We start from the raw sequence: 21,615 nt of genomic DNA on the forward strand, positions 1-21,615 counted from the left end.
TTTAACTACTTCCTTTTTTACACTTAAATTACTTCTCTTCATTTTGATGCAAAAAAAACGCCCCTTAAATAGGAGCGCTTTATTATTTATTTAAAAAACTATCGTTGCAAGTTTTTTGCTTCAATACTCATTGTAGCATGAGGAACAATCTTTAATCTTTCTTTTCCGATTAACTTTCCTGTTACTTTGCACACTCCGTATGTTTTATTTTCTACACGAAATAACGCATTCTTTAAATCTCGAATAAACTTTTCTTGTCTGATAGCTAACTGTGAGTTTGCTTCTTTGGACATAGTTTCGCTTCCTTCTTCAAATGCTTTAAATGTTGGAGACGTATCATCTGTACCGTTATTTAAGTCATTCATGTAAGCACTTTTAATCAAGTCTAAATCTGCTTGCGCTTTTTGTATTTTACCCAAAATGATCTCTTTGAATTCAGCTAAATCAGCGTCAGAGTATCTTGTAATTTCATCTACCATTTTTATATTATTTTGAAATTAATATCATTGTTTTTATATCATCAAATTCAATTTCTATGCCGCTTTCTAATTCGTCTAAGAAAACCAAACTATCTGTTAATGTTTCAGACTTAATATAGTCTTCATTTTTAAGAATTGCAGTTTCTAATATACCGCTTCTCTTTATCTGTACCTTTATCTTATCAGTTACTTCAAATCCAGAATCTTTACGGATGTTTTGAATTCTATTAACCAATTCTCTTGCGATACCCTCATTTTTCAGCTCTTCCGTGATCGTAATATCAAGCGCAACTGTTATTCCGTTTGAATTTGCAACCAACCAACCTTCGATATCTTGTGATGTAATTTCGACATCTTCTAATGATAAAGTTACATTATTTCCTGCAATAACAATATCTAACGAACCTTCCTTGTCTAACTGACTGATTTGCTGCGCTGTAAAAGACTGTATCTCTTTGGAAATCAAGCCCATATCTTTACCAAATCGAGGTCCTAATGCTTTAAAATTAGGCTTAATTTGTTTTACCAAAATACCCGAAGCATCATCTAAAAGAACGATTTCTTTCACGTTAACTTCTGCTTTTACAAGCTCTGAAACTGCCTCAATTTCACTACGTTGATTATCGTCAAGTACTGGAATCATTACCTTTTGCAACGGTTGGCGTACCTTAATCATTTCCTTCTTACGAAGTGATAAAACAAGTGATGAGATAGTCTGCGCTTTCTGCATTTTGCTTTCTAACGTTTTATTAACAAAGTTTTCAACGTATTTTGGAAACTCTGCCAAATGTACACTGTCATAATTTTCTGACTGTGTTGAAGTTGTTAAGTCTCTGTAAAGCTTATCCATAAAAAATGGAGCAATTGGAGCACTTAGTTTACTTATAGTTAACAAACAAGTATAAAGTGTTTGATATGCTGCTATTTTATCATGCGCGTACTCTCCTTTCCAAAAACGACGACGACATAAACGAACATACCAATTGCTTAAATTCTCTTGTACAAAGTCTGAAATTGCACGAGCAGCTCTTGTTGGCTCATAATCGGCATAAAAGCCATCAACTTCTTTGATAAGTGTATTTAATTCAGAAATAATCCACTGATCAATTTCTGGTCTTTCGTTTATCGGAATTTCTGCTTCAGCATATTTAAATCCATCGATGTTTGCATACAACGAAAAGAATGAATAGGTGTTATATAATGTTCCGAAGAATTTACGACGAACCTCAGCAATTCCCTCAAGGTCAAATTTTAAATTATCCCAAGGATTTGCATTCATAATCATATACCAACGTGTGGCATCAGGACCGTATTCTGCAATGGTTTTAAAAGGATCAATTGTATTTCCTTTACTCTTAGACATTTTTATTCCATTTTTGTCTAAAACCAAACCATTTGAAACCACATTTTTATAAGCTACTTTATCAAAAACTAAAGTTCCGATTGCGTGAAGCGTATAAAACCATCCACGAGTCTGATCGACACCTTCAGCAATAAAATCAGCTGGAAAATCTTTATTCTCATCAATTTTGTCTTTATTCTCAAAAGGATAATGCCATTGTGCGTAAGGCATTGCTCCAGAATCAAACCAAACATCAATTAAATCGCTTTCACGTTTCATTGGCTGGCCTGAAGCCGAAACTAAAGTTATTTGATCGACTACATTTTTATGCAAATCGATTAAATCATAATTAGATTCAGACATATTTCCGATTTCAAATCCTTTAAACGGATTTTCTTTTTGAAAACCTGCTTCGATAGATTTCTCAATCGCATTGTACAATTCTTCAACAGAACCAATAAGAATTTCTTCTTTTTTATCTTCAGTTCTCCAAATTGGCAACGGAATACCCCAATATCTAGAACGAGATAAGTTCCAGTCATTGGCATTTTTAAGCCAATTTCCAAAACGTCCTTCACCAGTAGACTTAGGCTTCCAATTGATAGTTTCGTTCAGGTCGAACATTCTATCTTTTACATCGGTTACTTTAATGAACCAAGAATCTAGTGGATAATATAATAACGGCTCATCAGTTCTCCAGCTATGTGGATAACTGTGCACATATTTCTCTACCTTAAAGGCTTTATTTTCTTCTTTTAATCGAATAGCAATTTCAACATCTACAGAACGCTCTGGCGCCTGACCTGCATCATAATATTCGTTTTTCACGTATTTACCAGCAAGTTCACCTAAATGCGAAGTAAATTTTCCTTGTAAATCCACCAAAGGAACTGCAGTTCCAGTTTCGTCAAGAACCAACATTGGCGGTACTTCAGGCTTAGCCTCTTTTGCTACTTTAGCATCATCAGCACCAAAAGTTGGAGCGGTATGTACAATACCCGTTCCGTCTTCGGTAGTCACAAAATCTCCTGCTATTACTCTAAATGCATTTTCAGCATTTTGATATGGCAATACATATGGTAATAATTGTTCGTAACGTATTTCGACTAAATCAGCTCCTTTCGCTTCCGCTAAAATTTTATACGGAAGTTTTTTATCACCTTCTTTTACATTCTCGAAATCGGCATCATCTTCACTTGCAAAAAATCCTTTTCCGAATTGTTTTCCAACTAAATTTTTAGCCAAAACAACATTGATTGGTTCAAAAGTATATTGATTGAAAGTTTTTACCAAAACGTAGTCAATTCTTGGACCAACTGTTAAAGCTGTATTCGATGGTAATGTCCAAGGCGTTGTCGTCCAGGCCAAAATATGAACATCTCCAAAACCTTGTAAAAACGAAGGCAAAGTTTCTGGCAATGTTTTAAATTGTGCTACAATTGTAGTATCTGTAACATCTCTATAAGCTCCAGGCTGATTTACTTCGTGAGAAGATAATCCTGTTCCTGCTTTTGGAGAATAAGGCTGAATAGTATATCCTTTGTACAACAATCCTTTATCGTAGATTTGTTTCAAAAGCCACCAAACAGACTCCATATATTTTGGTTTATAAGTTACATATGGATCTTCCATATCTACCCAATATCCCATTTTTTCGGTTAAGTCATTCCATACGTCCGTATAACGCATTACGGTTTTTTTACACGCTTCGTTATATTCTTCGATAGAAATTGTTTTACCAATATCTTCTTTTGTAATTCCTAGTTCTTTTTCGGTACCTAACTCAACAGGCAATCCGTGAGTATCCCAGCCAGCTTTTCTTTTTACCTGAAAACCTTTTTGAGTTTTATATCTGCAAAAAATATCTTTAATCGCACGTGCCATCACGTGGTGAATTCCTGGTAATCCATTTGCCGAAGGAGGACCTTCAAAAAATACGTAAGGCACTGCACCTTCGCGAGTAGTTACACTCTTTTCAAATATATTTTCTTTCTTCCAAAAGTCAAGTACTTCAGACGCTACAGTAGGTAAGTCAAGTCCTTTGTATTCAGTAAATTTTGTGCTCATTTTATCCTTTTCTTAAATCGAAGTGCGAAAGTAAGGAATTTTGATTTTTTTAGCCACCAATTCACTAATTAAATTTGTTAATACATTTATAATTCCACATTTATCAAAAAATAGTTATTGATTTAAACAGAAATATTTTCTCAAAAATTAAAAACCCTAAGGATTCAATCTTCAAGAAAATATTTCTTAGTGTCCACAAAAGCGAAAATATAACAGTCTTTTATTAGCAAAAAAGACGGTCGCCATTAATAGTATTAATCTTTATTTAAAACTTCCGAAATAAACTTCTTTCATAAAAATTCTATTACCAAAAACGGCATTTACTTCCACTTTTTCGCGATTTTCCTGATAGGAAGTATCTCCGTAAAAATCTTCAATTTCATAATTAATCTTATGCGGAATTTTTCCTGAATTTAAAGCTGCTACAGGACGATAATCTTTGAAAAGCTTTCGCTCAAAAAAACTTTTATTTCCATCATCAAATTCTGTTCTTTCCGTTGCAACAATCGAAAAATCTTCTTTATCAATAAAAAGATGATAATCTGTTTTAGGAATGGTTCTATTACTTGTGTTCAATGTTTTTTCGAAATAATTAAAATGATAACACCATTTCCCGTCAACCATTTCGTCTTGCAATAGCTCCAGCTTATTCCATAAATCAAGTCTAAAAGCAGTTAAGAAATTCACAGGGTCCAAATTTGCAGAAAGATTACTATACTTGTAAATTGGCAATTTTGCCCATTTGGCTTCCACTCCGCTTTCGCGATCACTATGACTCCATGCTTCTGGTCCATTTACGATTTCATAATAGGTTTCCGGCATTTTCTTTTTCAAAAGATAATTTGTCGTTGTCGCCCATCTTTCTTCGGTGTGAGGTATATTACTTTCTTCTAAAGTTAACTTAGATACCAAATGTGTTTTCTCTACTTTTTTCAGAATATTGCTTCCACCAAGATTAGCAATAATCTTCGCTAACAAATCTGGATTAGATTGATATGCAATAGAATCAAGCATATTTTCTCGTTGAATTTTACTTTTTTCTAAAGCTGCTGCTCTATTTTCTTTCTCAATACTCCAATCTGCTTCCTGACGGTCGATTTTTTCAAAAAACGCTAATCTTAATTCTTCTTTTTCCTCCGCAATCTTTAAACCTAATTTTTTAAGCTCTGCAAAACGAGGTGTATGACTTCTTATTTTTTTATCTGCAAAATAGCCATTATTAACTCTTTCGATAATTGTAGATCCTCTCGAATCTTGTTTATCATTTTCAATTAATAAATTAGCATATTTCAGGGCTTTTTCTTTATTCTCAAGTAAAAAATAAGTTTCAGCCAAATTGTTGGTGACAATAAAACGAATATCTTCATTTGCCGGAGAAAGTGGGTATTTTACCAACAGACTTTCTAAATACTGCAAATGTGGCGTTAGTAATTTCTCGTCTAAACCTTTCTCAAGAGTTACTTTCTCCATCTGAGCTGTAATTTCTGTCTCGAAAGCAAGCATTTGTGCGTATTCTGAATGCCCTTTTGAAGTTACAAACTCAAATTTTTCCTTTACTACACTAGTTGAATATCCAAATTTATAATTTAAAAAATCCTGAATTCTTATTGCCGCTTTGTAAACAACATTATCAAATCCAAGCCCTACATCACTGTAATCTGAGTTCTTTACAGCTGTCTTTACTTTTTTATCCTGTTCTGAGGCTACAACTTTCAAAGCACCCATACTATTTCCCACACTTACCGAATAAGAATCTGAACCTCCAAAATCCTTAGTCAATATAATTTTATCGCCAAGCTTAACATCTAATTTTACATTATTTATATAATTAGAGTGCGCATTATAAGTCCAACGATTTTTTTCCTTATCATACACACTATCTATTTGAGTGTCTGTATATCTGGGCATCGCAAAGGTCAAATAAAGCTTAAGCTTTCCGTTTACAGGATCTTTTATAAATCCATCAATTTTAAAAAAATCCTTCTTTAAATTAGATTCTTCTTCCTGCAGCGATTTATCCATTTGATAAAAAGCCGTTTGCGTTAATACATTATCAAGAGCTGGAAATTCAGAATATCTAATTACCGGAATTTTAAATTTCTTTGTTTTTGAGCTTATTTTTTCTTGTGCCTGAATTGATCCAATTACAAGCAAAGCCACTAAGAGTAATATTTTTTTCATAGGCAAAAAAAAAGCCACCAGAAATAAATCCTGATGGCTTTGGGTTTTTATTTTTCTTATTTTTTATTAAAGATCTGAATAGATTTATCCGAAACATAAAAAATATTTTGTGTTGCAGGATCTACTTCATAAACCGGTTTGTTGTTTGTAAAAATAATTTTATCAACCTCAACACCGTCTATTTTACTTACTTTTACAAGAATTTTTTCTCCTGTTTCTGCTTTTGCAAAAATATAAGAGTAATCTCTATTTTGTTTCATTGCATTAAAACGAGAATTAAATTTAGCTGCTACAATACCAAGAGCTACAGATCCGGCTGCATAAGCTTTTGCCTGATCTTTATTCGTTTGATCTTCTGCCTTCACAACTGTAGTTCTCATGTTTCCGCCAGAATCACGATATGTCATTGTTACTTCTGAACCTTTAAAATCACTTACACCAGCAGCAACTCCTAAACCGATACTTCCTACAATGGCAGCACTTTTTAGAAGGCGTCTTGTTGACTCTCCTGGTTGTGTATAAGTAAGGTGATATTTGATTGTACCATCCATATTAACTCCCATTACCTCAACTGGTCCTGAAAGCACAACTCCCCAAGGAAATAATTCGATGCTGTTTAAGTCTTTTTCTTTTTTGATGTTTACTTTAGCAAAAGGCTCTGGTTTGTCTTTAATACTTGGATCAAATTTATATAACTTCTCATCATTATATACTAAGTACGAGTTTGTTGCTTCATCATAAGTTGGTAAGACCGGGCGGTTTTTATCAAAGTTGATGTTACGTTTCCAAAGTTTAACTCCAGTCTTATAATCAACCATGTTTCCGTAAGTACCTGTAAGATACATTACTTTTTCACCTACTTTACCTAAATAATAAATCGGATCTTCTTTATCATCTGAAATTTCAATAAATTTTTTCCAAAGTTTTTCTCCGTCTTTATTGATCAACATCATTTCGTTCTCAGCAACGTATAAAAAATCCTGATCGATAGGAATTACTCTTTTCAAACCATCTCCACGAGCATCTTTTTTCCAGATTTTCTCACCTGTTTTTAAATCAAAAAAGTTAAAACCACTATAGTGAGCTACTAACAATTTTGTTCCCCAATCTTCAAGATAAACAACTCTCTTTGTTTTGATTGATTCTTTCCAGATACTTTTTCCGTTTTCTGTATTCAAAACATTCAAATATTGTTTATTCGAAAAAGTTCCAGTGTTGTTTACTACAACAATATTTTTATCATTTTGCGTCAGGAAGAATTTTGAATAATCTTCTTCACCTTTCCAGTTTAACTTTCCGGTAGCTCTGTCAAAAGAATATAATTTTCCGTACAGCAAATAATAAATTACTGATCCGTGTACTTTAGCAACGTTTGTGTTTACTGATTCTCTAAAAGAGAAGCTAAATAATGATTTTGCTTTATCTACAGTAGTATTCCATTTTAATTCGCCAGTCGTCATATCCAATAATGCAATTGCCATGTCGCCATCTTTTTTCAAAGTAAGCAAATACTCATTTGTCTCAGGAATAAAATCTGATTGTGTTACCCAAAAAGATTCTTTTGAAGAGTTGTAAACCACTTTACCAGTATCAGTATTGATGATAATGTACTTGTTATTGATGTAAGCTTCAACATAAGGACTTCCGGCAACAGTAGTTAAAGCACTTTTATCATCAAAAAGCTTTGTAAGATCGGTATCACCTATGATAGTCAATGCTGATTTACCTCCAAAATCATCTTTGGTCAAAGTCCATACAACTTTTTTAGTTTCAGGATCTAAACCTTTTATTGTTCCTCCTTCATTAAAAACAACAATTCCTGTAATTCCATTTTGTACCATATCTTGTACGGTATTCTCTGTGTTAACTATTTCGTCATATTTCCTTTGGGAAATAGCCGAAAAGCTGACTAATAAAAGTAAAATAATCGAAAACGTAATTTTCTTCATGTTTGGTTTTTTAAAATTTTATAGTTAAGAATGAATAATGTTCTTGAAATTAATTATAAAAGATTGAAAACTTCAAAATTTTATAAAAATTACAGCGCAAATATATAAAAATAGGATTCGATTTTTAAGAAAATATTTCTTTCAAAACCTCTAGTGATTTCGGCCTTTTAAAACCATCTAAATGAAAACTATAATAGTCTATTAAGATTTTCAGGAGTAGTTGTCGTTCAATAACATGAAAAACTTTTTGATCATTATCAAACTTCAAATCTATTAGCTTTTTGAACAAATTAGTTTCATGTTCGGTTAGGGCACTTAACCCATGAAAAAGAGTAAAAACACCTTCATTCATTTCGAAAAACGGCAGATCGGCATCAGAAACATCGGGATAGAAGCCTAGGTACTTAGTAGTTTCTAACATCAAAATAAGATGGAAATTGGCAATTTCATCATGTTGATCCAACCAAAACAAAGCTGTTTCTAAAAAAATAAAAAGTGATTCATTCTTTTCTTCTTCCTGAATTGAATAATGCAGAATCTCGGATAAGAACATGACAATCGTACTTTTTACAATGTCGGTGTGAATGGTCTGAAAAGGGGTTCCAATTTTTATTTCCTTGAAATTTTCTAATGTGCCTTTATTTTTATGTACAGCCTCAATTTCAAGAATAGTTAATGGCTGAAAATAAGCTATTTTCTGACTGGATTTACGAGTTGAAAAAGCATCTCTAACAAAATAAGTTTTCAATCCATGCGAAAGTGTAAAACACTTGGCAATCAAGCTTTTTTCTTGGAATTTTATAGCTGAAATGACAATTGCCTTGGTTTTTACTTGCAAAATAGACTTCTTAGATTATTTAGACTTGCTTAGACTTCTTAGATTTTTAGAAACTGAGACTGATTACTGGGACTGACACTAAAAACTATCGTATTATCATTACTTTCTTAACTTTGGTTTCTCCTCCGTCTTCAGCCGAAACAACAATCATATACACACCAGAAGCTACTTTATATTTTCCAAAAGCAGTCGTATCCCATTCGATTGTTCCTCCTTCGGATGTTGTTTCGTACACAAGATTACCTTCGATATCTGTAATTTTAATATTGGCTTTATCTAGTAATCCTGCAATTTTTACTGTTCCCGAAAATTCTGGACGTACAGGATTTGGATATACATATACATTATTTAAATTTTCATTAGCTTCAGTAGCGATTCCTTTAAACGAAACCATTCCTTTACTTGTCGCAATATAAACTTCTCCAGTGACACTGTTTATACCAATATCATTAATTTGATTACTTGGTAATGGCGAATTATTTATCGTAAAGTGATATTTAGTTTCCTGACCATTTGGTGAAACAAAAAAAACACCTGAATCTGTGGTTCCAATCCATTTATTATTTGCCCCATCTACAACAATTGCCGAGATAAATTGCTCATAAAGTAATTCCTGAGCCAAACCATCATCCATTATGATAATAGGGTTTGTTTTTAATTGATTTTCTGTTTGGAAATTACTTACATTACTCAAAACACGAAGCCCCCTTGTTGTACCTATCCAAAGCTGATTTTTAGCATCTACGACAACTGCTCTTACATCTGTAGTTGGTAAATTTCCACTATCGATACCAACTGCAATTTTTTTGGCTGTATTTGTACTTTCATTAAAACCAATTACGCCATCTCTATTTGTACCAATCCATTTTGTTCCATTCTTATCTATAGTCATACTACTAAAACTAGCATCCTCAGGCTTACTAAGAACTGCACCAATAGGAAATGTTTGCCATTGCCCATTAGTTCTCAACACCTTTAGTCCATTTTTAATTAAACTATTGGTTACCCATAAATTTCCTGACTTATCAAAAGCAGTTCCGTTTATTCTAACATCTATATAATTCGGTCCCAAAAATGTTAAAGTCTCTAATCCGCTATTTGATTGATTATATAAAATTGAAGGAGTCTCATTATCTATTTTTAATAATCCTGAAAAAAAAGAACTCGCATATACTTGATTTTCATTATTAGGATTAACAATAACTCTTGTTATCGATTTCGCCTGAAACAATTTTTCGTATGGTATGTTTAACCATCCCGCAGTACTAAATTTACTAATCCCATAACTATCCAATGGATATGGATTATAAAAAACATCATAATTACCATAAACTGCCCAAAGAGAATTTGGCGTAACATTTATAGCAAAAATATTATTTTGTGATGGCCCAGCTGGCATTGTGTTTTCAAACATAGAAGCCCCTGAAAGCGTAGAAACAAAAAGTCCGCTTTCATTTGTTCCAATATAGATATTATCGCCAATAGCAGTTGCGCAAGTAAAACTCAATCCTGTGGTCGAAACGTCACTATTATTTATTTGGCGTAGTAAAACCATTTGGTTATTATATACATAAACTGTACTTGCTGTAGTTATAAATAAATTATGATTTTTAGCTCTCATATCTTTTGACGGTAGAGGGAGCGACATAAATCCAACAAAAGTATTAGACCCTGAATCGTAGTTATTAATATAACCTGAAGCATTAATTGCAATCAGTTTTGTGTCATTTGTTTCTACACTTGACCAATCGCCCGCAGTAACTAATGACCATTGAATATAATCGACTAAATTAGGATTCGTAATATTAGCTTTCCTTATACCACTATTAGTCGCTGCATAAATAAATCCGTTGTAAATCGTAGTTTGTCTTACATTAATTTGAGCTCCACTGTCACCAATAAAATAAGTATCTCCAAACTGCAATGTCTTGAGATTAAACTGAACAATTCCAAAATCGCATGAAACATAAACCATCCCATTATATTCCATGAAATGATTAATTTTTTTAAGATTCGCAGGAAGTTGTTTGTTTATGATATCAACCACTTTTACAATACTTCCATCAACTTCATTAATTATTGTCATCAATCCGTTTTCATACCCAATAAGTGTTTTACGAAATGATTCACTATGATATAAAGACGAGATAGATTGCCCAGAAAGGCCATCAACAGTATTTATTGTCTTAACAATATTTGTTGCAGTATTTTTAGAAAACAATGCATTTTCTGTAGCAGCATAAATTGCTGTAGGAGAATCCGAAACATCTTTTATTTGGTTATAAGAGAAATAACCTTGCCATAATAATTTGTTTTGCGCAAAACCAAATTGCATGAGCAATAAGAACAAAACGTAAAGAAACTTTTTTTCCATTATCTATACCTATACAATTGGTTCCACAAATATAATACAAACGAAAGTATTTGAATTTCGTTCTGATATAAATAAAAAATGCCTCCGATTCGAAAATCCGAATGGAGGCATTTTAATTGTATTTAAAAAACTATACTACTCCTTGAGCAAGCATAGCGTCTGCTACTTTTACAAATCCAGCAATATTAGCTCCTTTTACATAATTTACGTAACCATCTGCACCAACGCCATATTTCTTACATTGGTTATGGATTCCTACCATTATGTCTTTTAGTCTAAGATCTACTTCTTCACTAGTCCAGTTTAAACGAATTGAGTTTTGCGTCATCTCTAATCCAGATGCAGCAACTCCACCAGCATTTGCAGCCTTTCCTGGAGCAAAAAGAACTTTCTTACCTACAAATTGTTTTATTGCATCAAGTGTACATGGCATATTTGCTGCCTCAGTAACACATAAAACACCATTTGCGATTAATTTCTTAGCATCTTCTTCGTTCAATTCATTTTGAGTAGCACAAGGAATAGCAATATCCACTTTTACTTCCCATGGGCTTTTCCCTTTATGGAATTGAGCATTTGGATATTTCTTAACATACATTTCTGCTCTGTTATTTCCACTTGCTCTCATTTCTACCATATGCTCGATTTTCTCTCCAGAAATACCTTCTTCATCATAAATATATCCATCAGGACCAGAAATTGTTACCAACTTCCCTCCTAATTCATTTATCTTTAAAGCTACACCCCAAGCAACGTTTCCGAAACCAGAAATCGCAACTCTTTTTCCTTTAATCTCATGTCCGATAGTACGTAACATTTGGTCTGTAAAATATACAACACCATATCCAGTAGCTTCTGGTCTGATTAATGAACCACCGTAGGCGATTCCTTTACCTGTTAAAACTCCTGTAAACTCATTTTTGATTCTTTTATATTGACCAAATAAGTATCCAATTTCTCTAGCTCCAACACCAATATCTCCGGCAGGTACATCTAAGTCTGGTCCGATATGACGACATAATTCGGTCATAAACGATTGACAAAAACGCATAATCTCACCATCAGATTTTCCTTCAGGATCAAAATCAGAACCTCCTTTTCCACCTCCCATAGGAAGTGTAGTTAAACTATTTTTGAAAACTTGCTCGAAAGCTAAAAATTTCAAAACTGATAAATTTACTGTATGGTGAAATCTAATTCCACCTTTATATGGTCCGATTGCTGAATTCATCTGAATTCTAAAACCTCTATTTACTATAATTTCTCCTTTATCGTCAACCCACGGCACTCTAAAAATTATAGAACGTTCTGGTTCTGCGATTCTAAGAAGCAAGTTCTTACCGTCATATTTTTTTTGTTCAGCAATGAATGGAATTACTGTTTCAGCAAATTCTCTAACTGCTTGAATAAATTCAGGCTCATTTGGATTTTTTGACTCTACAAGAGCCATAAATTCATTTATTTTTTGTTTCATTTTCTAAAAAAATTATCAAATAAATTAATTTTATTATTTACTCAACCAAACAACAAAAAACACACATAAAAGTATCCTTTTGTTATTTTCCACAAATATACGCCTAATAAAGAAATTGGGCTTGATATTTTATAAATTATGAGTAGAATTGTATTATTAATACATATTTTTTAAAATAGATATTTTTAACGCAATGTCTTGCACGAAAACGTTATAGTTTTAATGTCAAAACAACATACTCCTTAGCATTTTTATTTTTTTTGAAAATTTTATGATTTGTGATGGATATTTATATCTTTGTCGCGAAAAGAAATTTAAACCTAATGCTCAAAAACACAGTAATCTCACTATTAATTTCGTTTATTTTTTCATACAATTCCAAGGCACAATCTAGGCTAGCTCATGAAGTTGGTGTTATTTTTGGCCCCTCTGCTTTCAAGTCAGACTATGGCCAAAGAAATGATAACTCTACAAATACCAAAAACACAGGTTTTGGTATTGGTGTAGTACACTTTTTAAATTTTTCATACAATTCAAGACGTGAAGCGTATTTTAATGAACACTTTAAAGTACGTACTGAAATTTCATACAACCAAACAAGTTTAGACCACTTTGGTGAAACGGTTAATGGCAATCCTAATAAAATAGGAGTTATCCAACTTAAAGCCATGAGCGGAAAAACATCATTGGTTAATCTTGGTACACAACTAGAGTATTCGCCATTTATGAAAATGCATGATTACGAAAATACCATAGGTAGTTTTAGCCCCTATATAAGTGGAGGAATTCAGTTTAGTTATTACAACACCAAAGTAAGTTCTTCTCTTGGACCTTTAGGAGATCCAGCAACTACTTTTTATAAATACTTAGTTCCTTCAGACGGGCACCCATACGGGTTTTCTAGCGAAAGCGGAACTGTATTATCATTAACCGCTGGGATCGGAACACGATTTAAATTAGCTCCTATGCACGATTTATTATTTGAAATGAGAGCTCAATTTTACAACTCAGATTGGATTGACGGATTAAACCCAAATTCGAAAGTATTCACAGAAAATAAATCTAATGATTCTCAGGTTTGGTTTACATTAGGTTATGTATACTACTTAGATTATTAGAAACTTTTACATAAAGCAAAACCCCAACATTTTATAAATGTTGGGGTTTTTTATTTCTCTTATTTTTCTATTATTCTAAAGCTTGTTTCAAATCAGCAATTAAATCTTCTGCATCTTCAATACCTACGCTTAATCGAACCAAATCATCTGTAATTCCTACTTCTGCTCTTTTATCCGCAGGAATAGAAGCATGAGTCATTAAAGCAGGATGATTTGCCAAAGATTCTACTCCACCTAAAGATTCTGCCAAAGTAAAAACTTTCAATTTTTCTAAGAAAGTAATCGAATCTTCTTTTTTACCCGAAACAAAAGTAAAGGAAACCATTCCTCCAAAAGCTTTCATTTGTTTCTTAGCAATTTCATGAAACGGATGACTAGGTAATCCCGGATAATAAACTGTTTTTATCTTTGGATGATTACTTAAAAACTCAACCACTTTTTCTCCATTCTCACAATGTCTTTGTACTCTTAGCGAAAGCGTTTTAATCCCTCTTAAAACCAAGAAACTATCCATTGGCCCTAAAGTTCCTCCAGTAGCAAATTGTTGAAAATGTAATTGCTCACCCAAAGCTTCATCTTTTACAATTAAAGCTCCCGCAATAACATCTGAGTGTCCACCTAAATATTTAGTAGCAGAATGCATTACAATATCAGCTCCTAAATCAAGAGGCTTTTGTAAATATGGTGTTGCAAAAGTATTATCGACTGCAAATAATATTTTCTTCTCTTTAGTGATTTTGGCAATTTCCTGAATGTCCGCCAATTTCATCAACGGGTTTGTAGGTGTTTCTACCCAAACCAATTTTGTATTTTCGTTTATTAAAGACTCAAATTTTGCGATATCATTCATATCTACAAAATGAAATTTTATTCCTGAATCTTTATAAATTCGTGTAAACATACGGTATGTTCCTCCGTATAAATCATCCATAGCAATGATTTCATCACCAGCTTTAAATGAGCGTAAAACACAATCAGTCGCAGCTAATCCAGATGAGAAAGCTAATCCACGTGTTCCGTTTTCAATACTAGCCAAGGCATTTTCCAAAGCACTTCTTGTAGGGTTTGATGCTCTACTATATTCGTAATCTCCAAGAGGTTGCCCTGGGCTTGTTTGGATAAACGTAGATGTTTGATACACTGGAGGCATTACTGCTCCTGTACTTGGGTCATGATGCTGACCACCATGTATAACTTTTGTATTGAATTTCATATGTAGATAATATTTATTTTTTTAGTGCAATATGGCACTGTTTTTACTTAATTATAATTTTATGCTTGAAATCTTATCAATTTCATACCTTTATGTTTTTGAGACTCCAAAATACTCTACAAATTTACCCATTAATTTATTTTAATCAAGTTACAAGTTAATACCTTTATATTTAATTAACATTTTTCAAGATGAGACAATATACCTTTTTATTCGTAAGCCTTTTGTTTTTAACAAGTTGTACTAAAGAACTTTCTTTTAAAGAACAAACATTCGGAAAGAAATCAGCTTTACCTTGCAAAACCAATTGTCCTCAGATTAGTTTAAAAGTTCCGATTGCTCAAAATGTTCCAATCGTAGCAGATAGCATCAATAAGAAAGTATTTTCTGTCTTAAAAGAAATCGTTTATTTTGGAGAAAAACCATTCCAATCTACCGACTATAATGACTTAACTGCATCCTTTATTAGCTCTTACGAAGAAATGCAGAAAAAATTTCCCGAAGATAAATTTGGTTGGGAGGCCAAAATTGAGGGTAATGTAGAATATCAATCTGATAGCATTCTAAACATAAAATTTAACCATTATACCTTTACTGGTGGCGCACATGGTTACCAAGGATATCGTTCTTTATTATTTAATCCTAAAACAGGAAAAACAATTACAAACAATCAATTATTTAAAAGCGAAAAAGATTTTAAGGCTTTCGCCGAAAAAGAATTCAGAAACAAATATAAAATTCCTGCCAGCGGAAGCATCAATGCAACAGGATTAATGTTTGAAAATGAAAAGTTCAATCTACCTTTAAATATTTTTTATACTAAAGAAGGATTACTACTTTATTACAATTCGTATGAAGCTGCTTCGTACGCAGATGGTCCAAAAGAATTATTATTGCCTTACGATAAAGTAAATGATTACTTAATTTTCAAGTAATTCTTGAATACAGAAGCGAAAACAATTTGGCTGAAGCCAACCACAAAACCTTAATTTCTCCTCCAGTTAAAACTGGAGGCAATTCAAAAAAAACAATCACAAAGAATTAGACGCACTGCGGTGCGTCTCTACGAAAAACCTTTGCGAGACACATTATTGACATTCATGAAAAATTTTCATTAGATGCAGTCTAAAAAAACCTTTGAACCTTTGCTTCTCAGAACCTTAGCACCTAATTCACCTTCCTCACTAAACATCATATTTCATCTTTCTCAAGATTCGTAAAGCTTCTTTAAAAGATAAATACACTTGAGTAAAAGGCTTTAAAAGTAATTTCGCATCAATTAATTTTTGTTTTGCATCTTCAAAACCATTAAGATAACAAATCATAAAAGTCGAAGGTAAATTCTCCAAATCAATCATTTCACGATTAGACAAGGCCACTCCTTTTTGTAATTTTCCAAGCAATGCAATATTAGAGTTGTATATATGATAAAGCATTTTTCGATTAAACTCCGGCGGCTGAAAAAGTATTTCTCTATCTATTTTATAGTAGCCATTATCAAAAAAATGAATTGTTTGTTGTTCCAGCGGATAATAACTTGTTTTATCATTTAAGCCCAACGGAACGTATTCGAGAATAGTAAAACTATCTTCATCAAAAGTAATTGTGACTACATCCTGAGCAGAATAAAACAACTTAATTTGCTCATTTATCAGCTCGATATCGACACGGGACAAAAACGTTTTATCACGAGATTTATTAGGAACTCCAGCCCAACAAATAACAAATAATTCTTTAAAAACTTTATACTTAGGCGACATATCTTTATGTCGAAAATTCATAAAGTCGATTACACCATCCAGCGTATACTCTATACTATTACGGGAACTATTCTCTATCCCAATTACGGTTTCAGTATTTTGATAATTTTTCTCCACTTCCCTTTCTTCAACAGGAACCGAATTACTTCCTCGTCTAATAAAAACACTATTAGCAACAATAGTGTGAATTCCTTTTTTAAAATAAGAAATCTTACTTTTAGGCTTAATTGTAACCAATCCTATTACTTTATCTTTTGGAAGATTAGGAAAAGGTACATTTTCGTATTGAATTTTTGGAGGATTTTCAAGAAAAGCATTTACCAGATTCTGAATCCGACTGTCGTCAAAAAAATCATCACCTACAATCTCATTATCCTGGTCCTCAACACCTACAACTATATAAGAATTATTAGTAGGGTTCGAGTTTGACAAAGCACAGATATGCTTTAAAAACTTTGCCTTCCCTTCGCGAGAATGCAAGTTCAATTGCCTTTTTTTATCATAAAAACTACTCTCATCATTATGAGCGAGTAGGTTTTTTATTAAAAGGCGTTTGTTAATCATTATTTAGACTTCTTAGATTATTAGACTAGCTTAGACTTCTTAGACTGTTGGATTATTTGATTACTGGATTGTTCGATTGTCTTATCGTAAGACAACATAAATAAAACCATCTTAATTCATATTAGTGCAATTATTAAAACCTCAATTATCTCATTTAACGATTTTTATTAGTCTAAAAATCTAAGAAGTCTAGCTAGTCTAATAATCTAATTAATTTCTTTTAACAATAGTCGAGGATGCCTGAGCTGTACACGTAACTACTAAATCGGCAATATTTACATGATAAGGTCTTGAAACCACAAAATGAATAATATCGGCAATATCTTCTGGTTGCAATGGAGCGAACCCTTTGTAAACATTTGAAGCTCTCTCAACATCACCTTTAAAACGTACTTCGCTAAACTCAGTTTCAACCATTCCAGGATGAATAGCTCCTACTCTAATTCCATAAGGATTCAGATCTATTCGCATTCCTTTACTTATTGCATCAACAGCGTGTTTTGTACCGCAATATACATTTCCGTTAGGATAAACTTCTTTGGCTGCAGTTGAACCAATATTTATAATATGTCCCGATTTTCGTTCTGTCATTTGCGGAATAATCGCTTTAGAAACATACAAAAGTCCTTTCACATTAATATCAATCATTGCATCCCAATCGTCTAAATCTCCTGTTTGAATTGGATCCAATCCATGTGCATTTCCTGCATTATTGATAAGAACATCTATCACAGAAAATGATTCTGGCAAAGAACTAATGCGCTCCAAAACAGCTTCTTTATCTCTAACATCAAATGCCAAAGTATGCACTTCTGTAAATTCCGAAAGTTCCTTCTCTAATTCTGATAATCGATCTTGTCTTCTACCACAAAGAATAACTTTATAGTTATTTTGTGCCATTAATTGTGCCGTGGCTTTACCTATACCACTTGTAGCACCAGTAATTAGAACTGTTTTTTTCATTCTATGTTTTTTATTTTTTAGCCACAGATTAAAAAAATATTTTTAGTCTTTTAATCTGTGGCAAATATTTTTTCATACTAATAGCTGCTGAAAACTGAATACTGACACTTAAAACTATTATTAAGGCACATCGTCTCCCATACTTTCTGTCCAGATAGCAAACCAATCTTCTTTTTCTAATTCTAATTCTACCGCTTTCATTAACGATTGAATTCTAGCTACGTTTACTGTTCCAGCTATCGGAAGAGCTTTTGCAGGATGTCTTAAAATCCAACTTAGCAAAATAGTATCTGACCCTAAGCTATATTTAGAAACCAATGTTGCCAATAATTTCTTTAATCTTCGCGTTTGTTTATTGTCTTCTCTAAAAACTGTCCCTAGCGGATTCCATGACATCGGACGAATTCCGTGCATTTGCATATAATCAAAGCTACCATCAACCATCGGCTCATAATTTGTAGCCGAAAATTGTACTTGGTTAAAACTAACATCGATTTTTTGGCGAATTAATTCCGTTTGTGCACTTGTAAAATTAGACAATCCAAAATCTACAATTTTACCTTCAGTTCTTAATTTCTCAACAGCTTCGGCAATTTCATCGGCTTGCATTAAAGGACTTGGTCTGTGTAGTAAAAAAACATCTAAATAATCCGTTTTAAGATTCTTCAAAGAGTTTTCTACAGACCAAGTAATATATTCTTTAGAATAGTCGTAATGCTTAATTTTATTGTTTCTGTTTTCGGCAATCATCTGGATTCCGCACTTCGAAATCAGTTGTAATTTCTCTCTTGAAACTTTACTTGCTGCGAATGCTTTTCCAAAATCAGCTTCGGTAGTATATGAACCGTAAATATCTGCGTGATCAAAGGTGGTTATTTTATTCTCTAAACATATTTGGATAAGGTTTTCCATTTCTTTGGGAGTTAGATTTTTATCCCAAACTCCCCAATTCATAGTGCCCACAATTATAGGCGATAATAGCGTTTTGCTCATGGTAATATAACATTATTTGTAGTAATAAATCTTGCTTTCTAAAACATAATCATCAAAGTTCTTAAAAATATAAAAATAGAATCACAATTCAACCTTAAAATTAGAGCTTTGGTCGAAGTTTTAACCATTCTTTAACATCTTACTTCTCAAAAAATATTCAATTTGCACTCTCAAAAGTAAGGCATTAAATTCAAGGTTTTAAAAATATTTATATGGAAGAAAATACAACGACTTTAGACATTAGAGCGATCAATGAAAAAATTGAAAGAGAAAGTGCTTTTATAGACCTTCTCACAATGGAGATGAACAAAGTTATTGTGGGTCAGAAACATATGGTCGAACGTTTATTAATCGGACTTCTAGGTCAGGGTCATATTTTATTAGAAGGTGTTCCTGGATTAGCCAAAACATTAGCGATAAATACACTCTCCCAAGCAGTGCAAGGTTCGTTTAGCCGTATCCAATTTACACCCGATTTATTACCTGCCGATGTTGTTGGTACGATGATATACAACATCAAGGCAAATGAATTTTCTATCAAAAAAGGACCAATTTTTGCCAATTTCGTCCTTGCCGATGAGATTAACCGTGCTCCTGCCAAAGTACAATCGGCACTTTTGGAGGCGATGCAAGAAAAACAAGTTACTATTGGGGACACTACTTTTAAACTAGATCGCCCGTTTTTAGTACTTGCAACTCAAAACCCTGTTGAGCAAGAAGGAACATACCAACTACCAGAAGCGCAAGTTGACCGTTTTATGCTTAAAACCGTAATTGACTATCCAAAAATGGATGAAGAGCGTCTAGTAATTCGCCAAAATTTAAAAGGAAGTTATGAGAAAGTAAATCCAGTTGTTTCTGTTGAGCAAATTTTACGTGCACAAGAAGCTGTTCGTGAAGTTTACATGGATGAGAAAATAGAAAAATATATTCTTGATATTGTTTTCGCAACGCGTTACCCAGAAAAATACAAATTAGCTGATTTAAAACCACTTATCAGTTTTGGAGCATCTCCTCGTGGAAGTATCAACTTAGCCAATGCCGCAAAATGTTATGCTTTTATTAAACGTCGTGGATATGTAATTCCAGAAGATGTTCGTGCAGTTGTTCACGATGTATTACGTCACAGAGTAGGTATTACTTACGAAGCAGAGGCTGAAAACATCACTTCTGTAGACATCATCAATAAAATTGTAAACGAAATTGAAGTACCTTAAAAATTTGTTTAATGTTTAAAGTTTCAAATTGTCGCATATCGAACTTGAAACCTTAAACTCTTAAACTTTAAACAAATTAAAAATGGATACAAAAGACCTATTAAAAAAAGTACGTAAAATAGAAATCAAAACCAAAAGATTGAGTAATCATATCTTTTCGGGAGAATATCACTCTTCATTTAAAGGTCGTGGTATGACTTTTAGCGAGGTGCGTCAGTACCAATATGGCGATGATATACGTGCTATCGATTGGAATGTAACCGCTCGTTATAATGAAGCCCACGTAAAAGTTTTTGAAGAAGAACGCGAACTTACCATGATGCTTATGGTGGATATTTCGGGTTCTGAGAGTTTTGGTTCTAAAAATCAGTTTAAAAAAGATATTGTAACCGAAATTGCAGCCACAATGGCTTTTTCGGCAACTCAAAATAATGACAAAATAGGTTTAATATTATTCTCAGATACAGTCGAATTGTATATTCCGCCTAAAAAAGGAAGATCTCACGTATTGCGTATTATCCGCGAATTAATAGAATTCGAACCTAAAAGTCATAAAACTGATATTGCACAAGCATTAAAGTTTTTATCAGGTACACAAAAAAAGAAAGCCATCGTTTTTGTAATCTCCGATTTCATGTCTGATGATTATGAGCATACCTTGAAAATTGCATCCAAAAAACACGATATTACAGGTGTTCGAGTATATGATATTCGAGAAGAAAAAATACCAAATATCGGAATGGTTTCAATGCTTGATGCCGAAACTGGTAAAACACAATTAATCAATACAGGTTCCAAAACAATACGAGCAAATTACGAAAAACACTACCATAGCAAAGTAGCTTATTTTAAGGAGACTTTTAGCAAATCGGGGGCAGGTGTTGTAAATACTCGCGTAGACGAAAGTTATGTAACCAAATTATTAGGCTATTTTAAATCGAGATAAGAGAATTAGATTAATTAGACTTCTTAGATTGTTAGAAAATTAGATTTTAAACATAATTCGAAGAAAAAAATAAAAATAAAATCTGCTTAAATCTGTATCATCATCGTTCCATTTTTAAGCATTCGTTTTAGACCAAA

At 32.9% G+C, this 21,615-nt stretch carries 15 protein-coding genes; 4 read left to right on the plus strand and 11 right to left on the minus strand.

Annotated features, from left to right (window positions below; all coding sequences use genetic code 11):
- Window positions 1-98 precede the first annotated feature (98 nt).
- The 7 genes from ACJ6WR_RS08945 to gdhA form a co-directional block, all read right to left on the minus strand.
- A complete protein-coding gene (locus tag ACJ6WR_RS08945) occupies window positions 99-479 on the minus strand; it encodes a TraR/DksA C4-type zinc finger protein (RefSeq protein ID WP_082001802.1) in 381 nt (126 codons plus the stop codon).
- 7 nt (window positions 480-486) lie between these two features.
- Window positions 487-3,888, minus strand: a complete 3,402-nt coding sequence (gene ileS, locus ACJ6WR_RS08950) for an isoleucine--tRNA ligase (protein ID WP_409417624.1) — start codon at window positions 3,886-3,888, stop codon at window positions 487-489.
- Between the two features lie 261 nt (window positions 3,889-4,149).
- Window positions 4,150-6,069: a hypothetical protein gene (locus ACJ6WR_RS08955; RefSeq protein ID WP_409417625.1), complete on the minus strand. Its 1,920-nt coding sequence runs from the start codon at window positions 6,067-6,069 to the stop codon at window positions 4,150-4,152.
- A gap of 56 nt (window positions 6,070-6,125) precedes the next feature.
- The gene (locus ACJ6WR_RS08960) at window positions 6,126-8,018 is read right to left on the minus strand and encodes a PQQ-binding-like beta-propeller repeat protein (RefSeq protein WP_409417626.1); all 1,893 of its coding nucleotides are present in this window, start codon (window positions 8,016-8,018) and stop codon (window positions 6,126-6,128) included.
- 124 nt (window positions 8,019-8,142) lie between these two features.
- Window positions 8,143-8,856, minus strand: a complete 714-nt coding sequence (recO, locus tag ACJ6WR_RS08965) for a DNA repair protein RecO (RefSeq protein ID WP_409417627.1) — start codon at window positions 8,854-8,856, stop codon at window positions 8,143-8,145.
- 85 nt (window positions 8,857-8,941) lie between these two features.
- Window positions 8,942-11,230, minus strand: a complete 2,289-nt coding sequence (locus ACJ6WR_RS08970) for a two-component regulator propeller domain-containing protein (protein ID WP_409417628.1) — start codon at window positions 11,228-11,230, stop codon at window positions 8,942-8,944.
- 130 nt (window positions 11,231-11,360) lie between these two features.
- A complete protein-coding gene (gene gdhA / locus ACJ6WR_RS08975) occupies window positions 11,361-12,704 on the minus strand; it encodes an NADP-specific glutamate dehydrogenase (protein ID WP_039113147.1) in 1,344 nt (447 codons plus the stop codon).
- Window positions 12,705-13,027: 323 nt separating this feature from the next.
- On the opposite strand from gdhA, the gene ACJ6WR_RS08980 reads away from it, so the two are divergent.
- A complete protein-coding gene (locus ACJ6WR_RS08980) occupies window positions 13,028-13,822 on the plus strand; it encodes a THC0290_0291 family protein (protein WP_039118025.1) in 795 nt (264 codons plus the stop codon).
- Window positions 13,823-13,892: 70 nt separating this feature from the next.
- Here the strand turns inward: ACJ6WR_RS08980 and ACJ6WR_RS08985 are convergent, their stop codons facing one another.
- Window positions 13,893-15,035 carry a cystathionine gamma-synthase gene (locus ACJ6WR_RS08985; RefSeq protein WP_409417629.1) on the minus strand — a complete coding sequence of 381 codons (1,143 nt, stop codon included), beginning with the start codon at window positions 15,033-15,035 and terminating at the stop codon, window positions 13,893-13,895.
- Between the two features lie 191 nt (window positions 15,036-15,226).
- Here ACJ6WR_RS08985 and ACJ6WR_RS08990 point away from each other — a divergent pair, with 191 nt between their 5' ends.
- Window positions 15,227-15,970 carry a PdaC/SigV domain-containing protein gene (locus ACJ6WR_RS08990; RefSeq protein ID WP_409417630.1) on the plus strand — a complete coding sequence of 248 codons (744 nt, stop codon included), beginning with the start codon at window positions 15,227-15,229 and terminating at the stop codon, window positions 15,968-15,970.
- A gap of 249 nt (window positions 15,971-16,219) precedes the next feature.
- On the opposite strand, the gene ACJ6WR_RS08995 is transcribed toward ACJ6WR_RS08990, so the two are convergent.
- The 3 genes from ACJ6WR_RS08995 to ACJ6WR_RS09005 form a co-directional block, all read right to left on the minus strand.
- Window positions 16,220-17,359, minus strand: coding sequence for an ATP-binding protein (locus ACJ6WR_RS08995; RefSeq protein ID WP_086893796.1), 1,140 nt, complete (start codon window positions 17,357-17,359; stop codon window positions 16,220-16,222).
- 210 nt (window positions 17,360-17,569) lie between these two features.
- Window positions 17,570-18,322, minus strand: coding sequence for an SDR family NAD(P)-dependent oxidoreductase (locus ACJ6WR_RS09000; protein WP_409417631.1), 753 nt, complete (start codon window positions 18,320-18,322; stop codon window positions 17,570-17,572).
- Between the two features lie 120 nt (window positions 18,323-18,442).
- Complete coding sequence (locus ACJ6WR_RS09005) at window positions 18,443-19,315, minus strand: aldo/keto reductase family oxidoreductase (RefSeq protein WP_039117979.1); 873 nt, start codon at window positions 19,313-19,315, stop codon at window positions 18,443-18,445.
- Window positions 19,316-19,527: 212 nt separating this feature from the next.
- Between ACJ6WR_RS09005 and ACJ6WR_RS09010 the strand changes: the two genes are divergently transcribed.
- Window positions 19,528-20,532, plus strand: coding sequence for a MoxR family ATPase (locus ACJ6WR_RS09010; RefSeq protein WP_039113153.1), 1,005 nt, complete (start codon window positions 19,528-19,530; stop codon window positions 20,530-20,532).
- Between the two features lie 82 nt (window positions 20,533-20,614).
- A complete protein-coding gene (locus tag ACJ6WR_RS09015; protein ID WP_039113156.1) occupies window positions 20,615-21,478 on the plus strand; it encodes a DUF58 domain-containing protein in 864 nt (287 codons plus the stop codon).
- Window positions 21,479-21,615: the final 137 nt, after the last annotated feature.

Source organism: Flavobacterium sp. PS2 (assembly GCF_046250155.1).
Classification (GTDB): domain Bacteria; phylum Bacteroidota; class Bacteroidia; order Flavobacteriales; family Flavobacteriaceae; genus Flavobacterium.